General features: G+C 49.0%; 12 protein-coding genes, 2 tRNA genes and 3 other RNA genes. 8 read left to right on the plus strand and 9 right to left on the minus strand.

Annotation, left to right across the window (positions count from 1 at the left end):
* Positions 1 to 93 precede the first annotated feature (93 nt).
* The 7 genes from AC534G_RS11545 to AC534G_RS11575 all read right to left on the minus strand — a co-directional run bounded on the left by AC534G_RS11545 (position 94) and on the right by AC534G_RS11575 (position 2,345).
* Positions 94 to 225, minus strand: a non-coding RNA gene (locus AC534G_RS11545) — RtT sRNA.
* Positions 226 to 269: 44 nt separating this feature from the next.
* Positions 270 to 401: non-coding RNA, RtT sRNA (locus AC534G_RS11550), on the minus strand.
* 45 nt (positions 402 to 446) lie between these two features.
* Positions 447 to 531, minus strand: a tRNA-Tyr gene (locus tag AC534G_RS11555).
* 37 nt (positions 532 to 568) lie between these two features.
* Positions 569 to 653 (minus strand) — tRNA-Tyr (locus tag AC534G_RS11560).
* 28 nt (positions 654 to 681) lie between these two features.
* Positions 682 to 823: non-coding RNA, RtT sRNA (locus tag AC534G_RS11565), on the minus strand.
* A gap of 168 nt (positions 824 to 991) precedes the next feature.
* Positions 992 to 1,834: a formyltetrahydrofolate deformylase gene (gene purU, locus AC534G_RS11570; protein WP_006684274.1), complete on the minus strand. Its 843-nt coding sequence runs from the start codon at positions 1,832 to 1,834 to the stop codon at positions 992 to 994.
* A 55-nt stretch (positions 1,835 to 1,889) separates the two neighbouring features.
* Positions 1,890 to 2,345, minus strand: a complete 456-nt coding sequence (locus AC534G_RS11575; RefSeq protein ID WP_110497927.1) for a YchJ family protein — start codon at positions 2,343 to 2,345, stop codon at positions 1,890 to 1,892.
* 111 nt (positions 2,346 to 2,456) lie between these two features.
* On the opposite strand from AC534G_RS11575, the gene rssA reads away from it, so the two are divergent.
* From rssA to galU, 3 genes are all read left to right on the plus strand, one after another.
* Entirely contained in the window at positions 2,457 to 3,368 is a 912-nt protein-coding gene (gene rssA / locus AC534G_RS11580; protein ID WP_496594550.1) for a patatin-like phospholipase RssA, read from the plus strand.
* Between the two features lie 89 nt (positions 3,369 to 3,457).
* A complete protein-coding gene (gene rssB / locus AC534G_RS11585) occupies positions 3,458 to 4,471 on the plus strand; it encodes a two-component system response regulator RssB (protein ID WP_038641109.1) in 1,014 nt (337 codons plus the stop codon).
* Between the two features lie 204 nt (positions 4,472 to 4,675).
* Positions 4,676 to 5,584, plus strand: coding sequence for a UTP--glucose-1-phosphate uridylyltransferase GalU (galU, locus tag AC534G_RS11590; RefSeq protein ID WP_038641107.1), 909 nt, complete (start codon positions 4,676 to 4,678; stop codon positions 5,582 to 5,584).
* Positions 5,585 to 5,722: 138 nt separating this feature from the next.
* Here the strand turns inward: galU and hns are convergent, their stop codons facing one another.
* A complete protein-coding gene (gene hns / locus AC534G_RS11595; protein WP_003020723.1) occupies positions 5,723 to 6,136 on the minus strand; it encodes a histone-like nucleoid-structuring protein H-NS in 414 nt (137 codons plus the stop codon).
* Between the two features lie 630 nt (positions 6,137 to 6,766).
* Here hns and tdk point away from each other — a divergent pair.
* Entirely contained in the window at positions 6,767 to 7,384 is a 618-nt protein-coding gene (gene tdk / locus AC534G_RS11600) for a thymidine kinase (RefSeq protein WP_038641106.1), read from the plus strand.
* Positions 7,385 to 7,623: 239 nt separating this feature from the next.
* Here tdk and adhE read toward each other — a convergent pair whose 3' ends face one another.
* Entirely contained in the window at positions 7,624 to 10,302 is a 2,679-nt protein-coding gene (adhE, locus tag AC534G_RS11605) for a bifunctional acetaldehyde-CoA/alcohol dehydrogenase (protein WP_038641104.1), read from the minus strand.
* A gap of 487 nt (positions 10,303 to 10,789) precedes the next feature.
* Between adhE and ychE the strand changes: the two genes are divergently transcribed.
* The 4 genes from ychE to oppC all read left to right on the plus strand — a co-directional run bounded on the left by ychE (position 10,790) and on the right by oppC (position 15,920).
* Positions 10,790 to 11,437 carry an NAAT family transporter YchE gene (ychE, locus tag AC534G_RS11610; RefSeq protein WP_038643209.1) on the plus strand — a complete coding sequence of 216 codons (648 nt, stop codon included), beginning with the start codon at positions 10,790 to 10,792 and terminating at the stop codon, positions 11,435 to 11,437.
* A 773-nt stretch (positions 11,438 to 12,210) separates the two neighbouring features.
* Entirely contained in the window at positions 12,211 to 13,842 is a 1,632-nt protein-coding gene (oppA, locus tag AC534G_RS11615) for an oligopeptide ABC transporter substrate-binding protein OppA (RefSeq protein ID WP_069324647.1), read from the plus strand.
* A gap of 234 nt (positions 13,843 to 14,076) precedes the next feature.
* Positions 14,077 to 14,997 carry an oligopeptide ABC transporter permease OppB gene (oppB, locus tag AC534G_RS11620; protein ID WP_003020708.1) on the plus strand — a complete coding sequence of 307 codons (921 nt, stop codon included), beginning with the start codon at positions 14,077 to 14,079 and terminating at the stop codon, positions 14,995 to 14,997.
* A gap of 14 nt (positions 14,998 to 15,011) precedes the next feature.
* Positions 15,012 to 15,920 carry an oligopeptide ABC transporter permease OppC gene (gene oppC / locus AC534G_RS11625; protein WP_008784950.1) on the plus strand — a complete coding sequence of 303 codons (909 nt, stop codon included), beginning with the start codon at positions 15,012 to 15,014 and terminating at the stop codon, positions 15,918 to 15,920.
* Positions 15,921 to 15,925: the final 5 nt, after the last annotated feature.

A 15,925-nucleotide genomic window follows, 5' to 3' on the forward strand; every position in this document is an offset into this window, starting at 1 on the left:
TCTCTGTAGGCCTGATAAGCGCAGCGCATCAGGCCTATTGCGGGCACGATAGGGCATTGCAGTTGGATTGGGTGTTGATGCTTTATGAAGTGATGGTGGTGGGGGAAGGATGACTCCGCGCTGCGCGCTTCGCCCTTCGGGTCGCTGCCTGCGGCAACGCTTTCTCGCTGACGCTCGAATCGAACCTTGGTCGAAGCTTCTCATCCTTCCCGCATGGGAAGAATATGACAAACTGCAGTTGGATTGGGTGTCGATGCTTTATGAAATGATGGTGGTGGGGGAAGGATGACTCAGCGCTGCGCGCTTCGCCCTTCGGGTCGTTGCCTGCGGCAACGCTTTCTCGCTGACGCTCGAATCGAACCTTAATCGAAGCTTCTCATCCTTCCCGCATGGGCAGAATATAGTGCAATAAGGTTTGATTTTGCTGAAGTGCGACAGGGAAATGATGGTGGTGGGGGAAGGATTCGAACCTTCGAAGTCGATGACGGCAGATTTACAGTCTGCTCCCTTTGGCCGCTCGGGAACCCCACCAAGGGTATACTTATTTTTGAGAACTTACAAGAATGAATGGTGGTGGGGGAAGGATTCGAACCTTCGAAGTCGATGACGGCAGATTTACAGTCTGCTCCCTTTGGCCGCTCGGGAACCCCACCACAGGGTAAATTCATTATGCTGCTTGCATTCTATAGCGGGAAGGATTATTCGGAGCTAAAGCGCCTCACCCTTCGGGCCGTTGCCTGCGGCAACGTTCTCTCACTATCGCTCGAGTCGAACCTTGAAGTCGATGACGGCAGATTTGCAGTCAGCTCCCTTATGATCGCTCGGGAACCCCACCACGGGGTAATGCTTATTACTGGCCTGCTTCTGTTGGAAGCGGGGCGCATCATAACAGATGATGCGCCCCTGTAAAGTATTCCGTTGATAAAAAAGAACTGGTTGCCTGATTTTTACGCGTAAAGATGTAAAGGTAACCAATTAAATTATCAATCGATTACAGAATGATCGTTCGGTTACCGTAAACAAATACGCGTTGAGCCAGAACCTGATACAGCGCGCGACTTAATACATTTTTTTCAACGTCACGGCCGGCACGCATCATGTCTTCTGCGGTGTAGGTGTGATCAACATGAATTACGTCCTGCATAATGATAGGGCCTTCATCCAGGTTATCATTCACATAGTGGGCCGTTGCGCCAATGATCTTCACCCCGCGCTCGTAAGCCTGGTGGTATGGGCGAGCGCCAATAAATGCCGGCAGGAATGAATGGTGAATATTGATAATCTTATTCGGGAAGCGTGAAACAAAGGTCGGCGTCAGTACGCGCATGTATTTTGCCAGCACGACATAATCAGGTTGGTGCGCGTCGATAGCATCGGCCATTTTCTGGTCGTGTTCGTCACGGGTTAAACCTTCGTGACTGACCAGTTCAAACGGAATATCAAAGCGCTCAACCAAAGGACGCAGCGTCTCGTGGTTGCCGATCACCGCAGCGATTTCAACATCCAGCCCGCCATAATTGGCCTTCATTAACAGATCGCCCAGACAATGCGCTTCCTTGGTGACCAAAATAACGATACGGCGGCGTCCTGCCGGCGTTAATTCACGGATGGAACCATCTGGTAAGGCGCTATCAAGATCGGCAAGCAGCGTGACATCATTAAAAATGCCCTCCAGTTCGGTACGCATAAAAAAGCGCCCGGTACGGTGGTCCACGAACTCATTATTCTGCACGATATTCAGTTCATGCTTGTAACAGATATTTGTAATGCGCGCGATCAGACCTTTTTGGTCCGGGCAAATAGTACGCAGCACTTTTCGTTGTAATGAATGCATTTGCAGCGGTGATCCTATTGAGAATGTTTGCAAAATTGATACTGTCGGGCGTTGATTAGCCGCAGCACTTCTTAAATTTTTTACCCGAGCCACAAGGGCAGGCGTCGTTTCGTCCAATTTGAGGGCGTGTACCGTCTATATAGTACCACTGACCGTTTTCTTTTAAAAAACGAGAGCGTTCGATAATTGCGCCAGTTTTTCCCTGTTCAGAAAACCGCGCGACAAAACTGACGTAGCCAATATTTTCTGAATCTGCCGTGTGTTGCTCAAAAACGGTCAGTCCCAGCCATTCGGTATGCGTAAATCCTGCGATAATGTCGTCACGAAACGCAGCGGCATGGCAGTCCGGATGCCAGGTCTTGATAAGGTAATCTGCGTCTTTCATCACAAAAGCGCAGTAACGAGAACGCATGAGGTGTGACGGCGTAGGTGCTACTTGCGCGCCGGACACATAACGGTAGCAACATAGGCTATACTCGACAGCGCTACCACAGGGACAAAGCTGAGACACAAAGTACTCCCTGGAATAAAAAAACGGCGTAAAAACGCCAGGGTGGCACTATGTTAACTGAGCGGTAGCGATGTTGCTACGTCTGCAAGCCAGGGGAAGTTTGTACGTACAATGAGAAAAATTAAAATTGGGCTGGCGCTAGGTTCCGGCGCGGCGCGTGGCTGGTCGCATATCGGCGTGATTAAAGCCCTTAAGCATATGGGGATTGATGTTGATATTGTGGCAGGGTGCTCCATTGGTTCGCTGGTTGGCGCTGCCTACGCCTGCAATAAGTTGTCTGCACTCGAACAGTGGGTTTGTTCATTCAGTTATTGGGACGTCTTACGCCTGATGGATCTCTCCTGGCGCAGGGGGGGACTACTGCGCGGAGAACGTGTGTTCAACCAGTACCGTAATGTCATGCCGGTAGAAGCGATTGAACAATGCACACGCCGTTTCGCAACTGTTGCAACCAATTTAAGTACGGGTCGGGAACTCTGGTTCACCGAAGGTGATTTGCACCTGGCTGTCCGGGCATCCTGCAGTATTCCTGGTCTGATGTCTCCTGTAGCGCATAATGGCTACTGGTTGGTCGATGGCGCGGTGGTGAATCCCGTCCCCGTTCCCCTGACGCGTGCGCTGGGCGCCGATATCGTTATTGCGGTCGACCTGCAACACGATGCGCACCTTATGCAGCAAGATTTACTCTCCTTCAACGTCAGTAGCGATGCTGAATCAGGCGATGGCGCTGACGAACTCTCATGGCATGGCCGTCTGAAAGAGCGTCTGAGCAACATTACGGCGAGGCGGACAGTGACCGCGCCGACGGCGATGGAGATCATGACAACCTCTATTCAGGTTCTGGAAAATCGTCTGAAACGTAACCGTATGGCTGGTGACCCGCCTGATATCCTGATTCAGCCGTTTTGTCCGCAAATATCCACGCTGGATTTCCACCGCGCCAGTGCAGCAATTGCTGCCGGGCAGTTGGCGGTTGAGAAGAAAATGGATGAGCTTCTACCTCTGGTGAAGACCAACGTCTAGGCATTTTTTATCAATACTTAAGTTAAATCTGACAGGCGTGAGTAGCAATAGCATGCCACTATTTATTAAAGCCAGTCAGGGGGGAGAATATGACGCAGCCATTGGTCGGAAAACAGATTCTTATCGTTGAGGATGAGCCGGTATTCCGCTCACTCATGGACTCATGGTTTTCCTCTTTGGGAGCGACAACGGCGGTGGCCGGCGATGGGCTTGAAGCACTGGATTTACTTGGCCATTTTACGCCTGACTTGATGATCTGCGACCTGGCAATGCCACGAATGAACGGTCTTAAACTGGTTGAGTATTTACGCAATCGGGGCGATCAAACGCCAATACTGGTGATTTCAGCGACGGAAAACATGTCTGATATAGCCAAAGCGCTGCGACTCGGTGTGGACGACGTTCTTCTGAAACCGGTGAAGGATCTTAATCGTCTGCGAGAAACGGTTTTTGCGTGCCTGTATCCCAATATGTTCAATTCGCGGGTTGAAGAAGAAGAGCGGCTGTTTCGCGACTGGGATGCCATGGTGGACGATCCTGCCGCTGCAGCAAAGCTGTTGCAGGAGCTACAGCCTCCTGTATCGCAAGTGATTTCACAATGTCGCATAAACTATCGGCAATTGGTTGCCGCCGATCAACCGGGACTGGTGCTGGATATTGCGCCGCTGTCGGATCACGACCTTGCTTTTTATTGTCTGGATGTCACGCGGGCAGGGGATAATGGCGTGCTGGCCGCATTATTACTGCGAGCCCTATTTAACGGTTTGCTGCAGGAGCAGCTGACGCAACAAAATCAGCGGCTGCCAGAGTTAGGGGCGTTATTGAAACAGGTGAACCATTTGCTGCGTCAGGCTAATTTACCCGGCCAGTTTCCCTTGCTGGTAGGGTATTACCACAGCGGGTTAAAAAACCTGATTCTGGTATCAGCAGGACTGAATGCGACATTAAATACCGGTTCCCATCAGGTACAAATCAGCAATGGCGTACCGCTGGGAACGCTTGGCAATACCTATCTTAATCAGTTGAGCCAGCGCTGTGAGTCATGGCAGTGCCAAATTTGGGGGGCGGGTGGTCGCCTGCGCCTGATGTTGTCTGCGGAATGAACAATTGAGCGAGGGAGGAATGAAATTGCTTCACCTCCCTCATGCTGCGAGTGCTACTATCAGCGCCAGATTTATTCGTATTTGTCTTAATTATACCGACGTGCGTCCTTTTCAGACCAGAGGCTTACCGCTGTACTGATATACTTGGATGCGATACAGATTGATGAACACGTTCAATACATGAACAGTCCAGGAGAGTTTTAAATGGCTGCTATTAATTCAAAAGTCAAAAAGGCCGTTATCCCGGTTGCGGGATTAGGAACCAGGATGTTACCGGCTACGAAGGCAATCCCGAAAGAGATGCTACCGTTGGTTGATAAGCCATTAATTCAGTACGTGGTAAACGAATGTATTGCTGCGGGTATCACTGAAATTGTACTTGTAACTCACTCGTCTAAAAATTCCATTGAAAACCACTTCGATACCAGCTTTGAGTTAGAAGCTATGCTGGAAAAACGTGTAAAACGTCAGTTGCTGGAAGAAGTGCAATCTATTTGTCCGCCGCATGTCACTATTATGCAGGTACGTCAGGGGCTGGCTAAAGGTTTGGGTCACGCAGTATTGTGCGCGCACCCGGTTGTTGGCGATGAACCGGTTGCGGTTATTCTGCCAGACGTAATTCTGGATGAATACGAATCAGATTTATCCCGCGAAAACCTCGCCGAAATGATTCATCGTTTTGATGAAACCGGCAGCAGCCAGATTATGGTCGAGCCCGTAGAAGATGTTACCGCTTATGGCGTAGTGGATTGTAAAGGCGTTGAATTAGCGCCGGGCGAAAGCGTGCCGATGGTTGGCGTTGTTGAAAAGCCGAAAGCGAATGTTGCGCCATCTAATTTGGCGGTCGTGGGCCGCTATGTTCTCAGTGCGGATATCTGGCCTCTGCTGGCAAAAACCCCTCCGGGAGCAGGTGACGAAATTCAGCTCACTGACGCTATCGATATGCTGATTGAAAAAGAAACGGTTGAAGCCTATCACATGAAGGGCAAAAGCCATGACTGTGGTAATAAGCTGGGCTATATGCAGGCGTTCGTTGAATATGGTATTCGCCATAATACCCTCGGCGCTGAATTTAAAGCCTGGCTGGAAGAAGAGATGGGTATTAAGAAGTAACCACCAGTAATTATCAGGTCAGAGCGGCGCTGTTAATCCAGCGCCGTTTTTTTTATACCTAATCCGGGTAGGGGCCATGCGAAGTACAGGTAAAAAAAATCCCGCCAGTGGCGGGATTTTAAGCAAACTATTTCTGAATTATTCCTTGATCAGGAAATCGTCCAGTTGTTTACCTTGTTCTTCCATCGCTTTTTTGATCACAGCCGGTGTACGACCCTGGCCAGTCCAGGTTTTAGTTTCACCGTTTTCGTCAACATAGCTATATTTAGCCGGACGCGCAGCGCGTTTAGCTTTGGTGCCAGATTTAACAGCAGCCATGCTATTCAGCAGCTCGTTCGGATCAATACCGTCAGCAATCAGCATTTCACGATATTGTTGCAGTTTACGAGTACGTTCTTCAACTTCAGCAGCGGCAGCGCTTTCTTCTTCACGACGCTCGCTAACTACAACTTCTAATTTTTCCAGCATTTCTTCAAGCGTTTCCAGAGTACATTCTCTTGCCTGCGCACGAAGAGTACGGATGTTGTTCAGAATTTTAAGTGCTTCGCTCATTGTAGTAATCTCAAACTTATATTGGGGGTGGTTTGTTGAGCTAATAATAGAGCGATAATTTCAGTTGTGCAATAGCCAGGAATGTAAGGAATTCAAAATTGCGCTTTATTTAGTATCAGAATTAATTCCTCTGTCTTAAATTCTCCGTGATGTTGGGCATAAAAAAGGCTTATTGGCGGGGGGGCTTCTCAACGGTTGAGAGTAAAAATTCAAGATTCAGGTCACATTTTATCGTGTTCAAATAGTATCACTTTGCAGTGATTTCAACCTTTTGTATTAGTTTTGCTAACGTGAATTCGCTATTACATGGCGGCGGTGGGGCGATTCAATAACAATAAGGGAACGGTTTCTTAATTGTCGACCCTTGATAAGCGAGGCCGATCAATTTCATGAGCACTATTTGTGAAAGAATGTGTATATACAGTTCAGCTCCAGCCTGTTTGGGTTAAGACGTCGCGCTATCATACTCCCAGCCATAAAGAGCACCTGCATTCTCTGGTTATTAAGGCGGCACTGAGCGAGTCGGTACGCTTCTTTATACGTCTTTCGGGACAACGCTGCACCGACATGTTCGTGAAATATGCTACAATCCCGCCCATATTTATTTCCCCAGATGAGGGCCTACGGTCAATGGCACAGCTATATTTTTACTATTCTGCAATGAATGCCGGTAAGTCGACTGCATTGCTGCAATCTTCGTACAATTATCAGGAACGTGGAATGCGCGCTGTAGTATATACAGCGGAAATTGATGACCGTTTTGGCACTGGAAAAGTAAGTTCACGTATAGGTCTGTCGTCACCTGCAAAATTGTTTAACCAAAATTCATCATTGTTCGAAGAGATTCGCGCCGACAATGCGCAGCAAAGAATTCACTGTGTACTGGTTGATGAGTCTCAGTTTCTGACGCGACAACAGGTTTATGAATTATCTGAAGTTGTCGATCGGCTGGATATTCCCGTGTTGTGTTACGGTTTACGCACCGATTTTCGTGGTGAGCTATTCTGCGGCAGTGAATACCTGCTTGCGTGGTCAGATAAGCTGGTTGAATTAAAAACTATTTGCTTCTGTGGCCGTAAGGCCAGCATGGTGCTACGTCTTGATCAGGCCGGAAGACCTTTTAACGAAGGCGAGCAGGTGGTTATAGGCGGAAACGAGCGCTATGTGTCGGTATGCCGTAAGCATTATAAGCAAGCGCAGTCTGAAGGCTCTCTGACGGCAATACAAGAACGACACAGCCACGATTAACCCTATGCGCTTCTGGGCGCTTATAAACACAGGGTAGGCCACAACCATTCATGCGTGTCTCTACCCTGTCACACGCTCTTCTGACGCCATCCTGGCTTCCTCCCTGCAAGTAATCTTCACCAGGCCATATCTCACAAGTGGTTGAGTCAGGTATTACCTGATTTTGGTCGTGTAAGGTGCAAAAAAAACGGTCCCGAAAAGGGACCGTTTATAGTCAGACTAAAACTTTTCTGAAGGAATTAAGCGGATTTCTTCGCTTTTTTCTCAGCTTTCGGTGCAGCTACTGCTTCAGCCTTAGCGGTGGTTTCACCTTCGCTGTACTCACGGCCGTAGTAGGTATCCAGCAGAATCTGCTTCAGCTCAGCAATCAGCGGATAACGCGGGTTAGCACCAGTACACTGGTCGTCAAACGCATCTTCAGACAGTTTGTCAACGTGTGCCAGGAAGTCAGCTTCCTGCACGCCAGCTTCACGGATAGACTTAGGAATACCCAGTTCAGCTTTGATTTCGTCCAGCCAGCCCAGCAGTTTCTGGATTTTCGCGGCAGTACGGTCGCCCGGTGCGCTCAGTCCCAGGTGGTCGGCGATTTCAGCATAGCGACGACGCGCCTGCGGACGGTCGTACTGGCTGAATGCTGTCTGTTTGGTCGGGTTGTCGTTCGCGTTGTAACGAATAACGTTGCTGATCAGCAGGGCGTTCGCCAAACCGTGAGGAATGTGGAACTGAGAACCCAGCTTGTGCGCCATGGAGTGACATACACCCAGGAAGGCGTTCGCAAACGCGATACCGGCGATGGTCGCTGCACTGTGTACACGCTCACGGGCTACCGGGTTCTTGGAACCTTCGTGGTAGGACGCTGGCAGGTTTTCTTTCAGCAGTTTCAGCGCTTGCAGAGCCTGACCGTCAGAGAACTCAGAAGCCAGTACGGAAACGTAAGCTTCCAGAGCGTGAGTAACGGCATCCAGACCACCGAACGCACACAGGGACTTCGGCATATCCATCACCAGGTTGGCATCGACAATCGCCATATCCGGGGTCAGGGCGTAGTCAGCCAGCGGATATTTCTGACCGGTTGCATCGTCGGTCACAACCGCAAACGGTGTTACTTCAGAACCGGTACCGGAAGTGGTGGTGACGGCGATCATTTTCGCTTTCACGCCCATTTTCGGGAACTTGTAGATACGTTTACGGATATCCATAAAGCGCAGCGCCAGTTCTTCGAAGTGGGTTTCCGGGTGTTCGTACATAACCCACATAATTTTCGCGGCGTCCATCGGGGAACCACCACCCAGCGCGATAATCACGTCTGGTTTGAAGGAGTTAGCCAGCTCAGCGCCTTTACGAACAACGGTCAGAGTCGGGTCAGCTTCAACTTCAAAGAACACTTCGGTTTCAACGCCAGCCGCTTTCAGAACAGAGGTGATCTGGTCAGCATAGCCATTGTTAAACAAGAAGCGGTCGGTCACGATCAGCGCACGTTTGTGACCATCAGTAATCACTTCATCCAGCGCGATTGGCAGAGAGCCACGACGGAAGTAGATAGATTTCGGAAGTTTGTGCCACAACATGTTTTCAGCTCGCTTAGCAACGGTTTTCTTGTTGATCAGGTGCTTAGGACCAACGTTTTCAGAGATGGAGTTACCACCCCAGGAACCACAACCCAGAGTCAGGGAAGGTGCGAGTTTGAAGTTGTACAGGTCACCGATACCACCCTGAGAAGCAGGGGTGTTGATCAGGATACGCGCGGTTTTCATCATCTGACCGAAGTAAGCAACGCGTTCTGGCTGGTTATCCTGGTCGGTGTACAGGCAAGAGGTATGACCGATACCGCCCATCGCAACCAGTTTTTCAGCTTTGTCCACTGCGTCTTCGAAGTCTTTCGCACGATACATAGCCAGCGTCGGAGACAGTTTTTCGTGAGCAAACGGTTCGCTTTCGTCAACAACCTTAACTTCACCAATCAGAATCTTTGTGGTTTCTGGTACGGAGAAGCCTGCCAGTTCAGCAATTTTGTAGGCTGGCTGACCAACGATAGCGGCGTTCAGCGCGCCATTTTTCAGGATAACGTCCTGAACAGCTTTCAGCTCTTTGCCCTGCAGCAGGTAGCCGCCGTGAGTGGCGAAACGCTCACGTACTGCGTCGTATACAGAGTCAACCACGACAACAGACTGTTCAGAAGCACAGATTACGCCGTTATCGAAGGTTTTAGACATCAGAACAGATGCAACAGCACGTTTGATATCAGCGGTTTCGTCGATAACGACAGGGGTGTTACCTGCGCCTACGCCGATTGCCGGTTTACCGGAGCTGTATGCCGCTTTAACCATGCCTGGACCACCGGTCGCAAGGATCAGGTTGATGTCCGGGTGGTGCATCAGTGCGTTAGACAGTTCTACGGAAGGTTGATCGATCCAGCCGATCAAGTCTTTCGGTGCGCCAGCAGCGATTGCCGCTTGCAGAACGATGTCAGCAGCTTTGTTAGTGGCATCTTTAGCACGCGGATGCGGAGAGAAGATGATGGCGTTACGGGTCTTCAGGCTGATCAGCGATTTGAAGATAGCAGTAGAAGTCGGGTTAGTGGTTGGAACGATACCGCAGATGATACCAATCGGTTCAGCAATAGTAATGGTACCGAAAGTGTCGTCTTCAGACAGCACTCCACAGGTTTTTTCATCTTTGTAAGCGTTGTAAATGTATTCAGAAGCAAAGTGGTTTTTAATCACTTTATCTTCGACAATGCCCATGCCAGATTCGGCAACGGCCATTTTCGCGAGAGGGATTCGAGCGTCTGCGGCAGCCAGAGCGGCGGCGCGGAAGATTTTGTCAACCTGTTCTTGAGTGAAACTGGCATATTCACGCTGGGCTTTTTTTACGCGCTCTACAAGTGCGTTAAGTTCAGCGACATTAGTAACAGCCATAATGCTCTCCTGATAATGTTAAACTTTTTTAGTAAATCATCTGCTCGATACGAGAGTATAGACAGACCGACGAAAATTTGTGTAACGGTTTGAAAATTAAACGGTTAATTAACGTCCACTTTACCTTGATTTACTAAAAGAGCTTATACGCAAGCGCCAGATAACTTTTACGCTTTACCTCCAGGGGACGTAAGCAAGGTTACTCACTTCTGAGTAGTAATTGCGTGATCTGGATCAAGATTTCGCAAAGCTGACACCTTTCAGCAGGCCCTTTTAGCGTTTCTCGGTAAGTGTTAAAAAATTGAGGTGATGAATGCTAATCACATTAGCATATTTAATACATATTAATAACACTAAGTATTAGTAGCGTATTTACGTAGATATACGCAGATAGAAGGTGAAGTATGCTGACAAAAGGCGTATCTTCAGCGCGGATTTTTCCAATTTTTATGACTCATTTTATCCGGCTAACGCTTCGGAGCTAACCGTGATCCAAACGCTATTTGATTTTCCTGTTTATTTTAAATTTTTTATTGGGTTATTTGCCCTGGTTAACCCGGTAGGGATCATCCCGGTCTTTATCAGTATGACCAGCTACCAAACTGCGGCTGCGCGAAACAAAACCAATCTCACGGCAAACCTGTCGGTCGCTATCATCCTGTGGACTTCGCTGTTCCTGGGCGACGGTATCCTGCAACTTTTCGGTATCTCTATAGATTCGTTCAGGATTGCCGGCGGTATTCTGGTTGTGACTATCGCGATGTCGATGATTAGTGGCAAACTTGGCGAAGATAAGCAGAACAAACAGGAAAAATCAGAAACCGCCATTCGTGAAAGCATTGGCGTGGTGCCGTTGGCATTGCCCCTGATGGCGGGACCGGGGGCTATTAGCTCGACTATCGTTTGGGGGACGCGTTACCACAGTGCGATTAATCTGTTTGGCTTTTTTATCGCGATCGCGTTGTTTGCCTTGTGTTGTTGGGGGCTGTTTCGCATGGCGCCGTGGTTAGTGCGCTTGCTGGGGCAAACGGGGATCAACGTCATTACGCGTATTATGGGGCTGTTACTCATGGCCTTAGGGATTGAATTCATTGTTACTGGTATCAAATCCATTTTCCCCGGTTTGCTTGCCTGATATTCCTTCTTCAGTATAAACGGAGCCGCTGTTGGTTCCGTTTCCTTTCATTATCAGTAAAACTTCTCACTAAAGTTGATAATCAGCATAACAATAATGAAAAATGCTGATGGTTAACGATTCGGTTATTCATTGATTTTATGGATATAACCCTCAGCGCTGCGTCAGAGGAAGCACGATATTGCTGTTATTTTATTAACATCATACTCTGGGGCTTGCTGTGGGATTATCGAAATGTTATTAGTTATTTCAGCGTTTTTTTTAGATGAATGTGCTAATTAATAATCAATTGTTAAATTTATGTGCATTTTGGCATGGTGTTGATACCGGACAGGGGTGTCAACTATGCCTATCAGGCAATTCATTGATTATTAATGTTTTATTGCCATGAATTTTCATTCGTAAGCCTTTGCCAGTGAGATTTATTTCTAATAAAAGAGAATTGGTTAACAAATTTGTAAAATGTATTGGCGGTGAAGAAACGCATTTGGTACTTTCCGGCCAGGTATTTTGCAGAAGAATTGACGTTGATGAGAATGATTTTCACTTGGTTTCTCTCAACAGGGTAATAGCGTGTTTCCGGCAGGGGAGACACGTAGATAATCGACGCAAGGCGGTCGTACGAATCGCCAGAATAAATAAAGTCGGTGATAGCAAGCAGTAAAACAATAAACCACCTGACGGCAGAAAATCTCCGGTGCCGTACAGGGATCCTGACAGGATTAACAGTCTGGTTAAAAAACCAGCCATAATAATGAGGGAGTACAAACACAATGACGAACATCACTAAAAAAAGTTTAGTAGCTGCGGGGATCCTCACTGCGCTAATCGCTGGAAATGTGGCCACGGCGGCAGTTGTGCCAGCGGGAGTGCAGCTTGCTGAAAAGCAGACTCTGGTGCGTAATAACGGTTCGGAAGTTCAGTCTCTCGATCCACATAAAATCGAAGGGGTGCCGGAATCCAACATTAACCGGGACCTGTTTGAAGGTTTATTAATCAGCGATGTCGATGGCAAACCATCGCCGGGCGTGGCTGAGAAATGGGACAATAAAGATTTTAAAGTCTGGACGTTCCATCTGCGTAAAGATGCTAAATGGTCTGACGGTACACCTGTTACCGCGCAAGATTTTGTGTACAGCTGGCAACGTTTGGCTAACCCAAATACTGCCTCACCGTACGCCAGTTATTTGCAGTACGGTCATATCGTCAATATTGATGACATCATCGCCGGTAAAAAGCCGGTCACCGATCTCGGTGTGAAAGCGATTGATGATCATACTTTTGAAGTAACCCTGAGCGAACCTGTTCCTTATTTCTACAAACTGCTCGTGCACTCTTCCGTTTCACCGGTTCCTAAAGCCGCCGTTGAAAAATACGGCGATAAGTGGACTCAGCCCGCCAACATTGTCACTAACGGCGCGTATAAACTGAAGGACTGGGTGGTTAACGAGCGCATTGTGCTTGAGCGTAATACCAACTACTGGGACAACGCCAAAACCGTTATTAACCAGGTGACCTACCTGCCAATTTCTTCTGAAGTGACTGACGTTAACCGCTATCGCAGCGGTGAAATCGACATGACCTATAACAACATGCCGATCGAGTTATTCCAGAAACTGAAAAAAGAGATCCCGAACGAAGTTCACGTTGACCCGTATCTGTGCACCTATTACTACGAAATCAACAACCAGAAAGCACCGTTCAACGATGTTCGTGTTCGTACCGCTCTGAAGCTGGCGATGGATCGTGACATCATCGTCAACAAAGTGAAAAACCAGGGCGACCTGCCTGCCTATAGCTTTACCCCTCCTTACACCGATGGCGCGAAACTGGTCGAGCCAGAGTGGTTCAAATGGTCACAGGAAAAACGTAATGAAGAAGCGAAGAAACTGCTGGCTGAAGCCGGTTATACCGCTGAAAAACCGTTGACCTTTGATCTGCTGTATAACACCTCAGACCTGCACAAGAAACTGGCTATCGCCGCGGCATCTATCTGGAAGAAAAATCTGGGCGCTAACGTCAAGCTGGAAAACCAGGAGTGGAAAACATTCCTCGATACGCGTCATCAGGGCAACTATGATGTTTCACGTGCGGGCTGGTGCGCGGATTACAACGAACCAACTTCCTTCCTGAATATGGTGCTGTCCGACAGCTCCAACAACACGGTTCACTATAAGAGCCCTGCATTTGACAAGCTGATTGCAGATACCCTGAAAGTGACAGATGAAGCGCAGCGCAGTGAGCTGTATTCGAAAGCGGAGCAGCAACTGGATAAAGATTCTGCGATTGTACCGGTTTATTACTATGTTAACGCCCGCCTGGTGAAACCATGGGTTGGCGGATACTCCGGTAAAGACCCGATGGATAATATCCATGTGAAAGACTTGTATATTATCAAGCATTAATGGCAAGACGTGGGGCAATCAATTTTGCCCCACAGTGTCTTTTTTCATCGCACTATTCACACCTCTTCGAATGAAAAGGGGTATACCCTAAATAATTCGAGTTGCAGGAAGGCGGCGACGCAACGAATCCCCGGGAGCTTACGAGTAGTAAGTGACCGGGGTGAGTGAGAAAGCCAACGCACCTGCGACTGGAAGTATGACGGGTATAAAGGCACACGCCGGAAGGTACGGGTTATGTTGAAATTTATTTTACGTCGCTGTCTGGAAGCGATTCCGACGCTGTTTATTCTTATTACGATTTCATTCTTTATGATGCGCCTTGCGCCGGGAAGCCCATTCACCGGGGAACGCGCATTGCCGCCAGAAGTGCTGGCTAATATAGAAGCGAAATATCATCTCAACGATCCCATCTCCACACAGTATTTCAGCTACCTGAAACAACTGGCGCATGGCGATTTTGGGCCATCCTTTAAATATAAAGATTACACGGTTAACGACCTTGTCGCTTCAAGTTTTCCGGTGTCAGCGAAGCTTGGCGCAGCGGCCTTTATTCTGGCGGTGCTCGTCGGCGTTAGCGCAGGGGTGATCGCCGCGCTGAAGCAAAATACGCGCTGGGACTACACGGTAATGGGGGTCGCGATGACCGGGGTGGTTATCCCCAGTTTCGTCGTTGCTCCCTTATTGGTCATGATATTTGCCATAACGTTGAAATGGCTGCCCGGCGGTGGCTGGAACGGCGGGGCGTTGAAATTTATGATCCTGCCGATGGTGGCGTTATCGCTCGCTTATATCGCCAGTATTGCCCGTATTACCCGCGGCTCAATGATTGAAGTGCTGCATTCAAACTTTATTCGTACCGCGCGCGCCAAAGGGCTGCCGATGCGGCGGATTATTTTCCGCCATGCGTTAAAACCTGCGCTGCTACCCGTGCTGTCTTATATGGGACCGGCATTTGTCGGCATAATCACTGGTTCAATGGTCATTGAAACCATCTATGGTTTGCCGGGCATTGGGCAACTGTTCGTCAATGGCGCCTTAAATCGCGACTATTCGCTGGTGCTGAGTCTGACCATTCTGGTCGGTACGCTGACTATCGTGTTTAACGCGATTGTCGATGTGCTGTATGCCGTTATCGATCCGAAGATTCGTTACTGATACTGGAGCTCGCTATGATGTTAAGTAAGAAAAACAGCGAGGCGCTGGAGAATTTCAGTGAAAAGCTGGAGGTCGAAGGTCGCAGCCTGTGGCAGGACGCGCGTCGCCGTTTTATGCATAACCGCGCGGCGGTGGCAAGCCTGGTGGTGCTGGTGATTATTGCGCTGTTTGTGACGCTGGCGCCGATGCTGTCGCAGTTTACCTACTTTGATACCGACTGGGGAATGATGTCCAGCGCGCCGGATATGGAGTCCGGGCACTACTTTGGCACCGACTCATCGGGTCGCGACCTGCTGGTGCGTGTGGCGATTGGCGGGCGCATCTCGCTGATGGTTGGCATTGCCGCCGCGTTGGTGGCGGTCGTGGTTGGCACGCTGTATGGTTCTTTGTCGGGTTATCTCGGCGGTAAAATTGACTCGGTAATGATGCGCCTGCTGGAAATCCTCAACTCCTTCCCGTTCATGTTCTTCGTGATCCTGCTGGTGACCTTCTTTGGGCAAAATATCCTGCTGATTTTTGTCGCTATCGGGATGGTTTCCTGGCTGGATATGGCGCGTATCGTGCGTGGACAAACGCTGAGTCTGAAGCGCAAAGAGTTTATTGAGGCGGCGCAAGTCGGTGGGGTGTCTACCGTGCGCATCGTTATCCGTCATATTGTGCCAAACGTATTGGGGGTTGTGGTGGTCTACGCCTCGTTGCTGGTGCCCAGCATGATCCTGTTTGAGTCTTTCCTGAGTTTTCTGGGATTAGGGACGCAGGAGCCGTTAAGTAGCTGGGGCGCATTGCTGAGTGATGGCGCCAACTCAATGGAAGTATCGCCATGGCTGTTGCTGTTCCCGGCCGGTTTCCTGGTGGTTACTTTGTTCTGTTTTAACTTTATTGGCGATGGCCTGCGTGATGCCCTCGACCCGAAAGACCGTTAAGGAGC

It is taken from the genome of Citrobacter sp. CRE-46 (genome assembly GCF_059615875.1).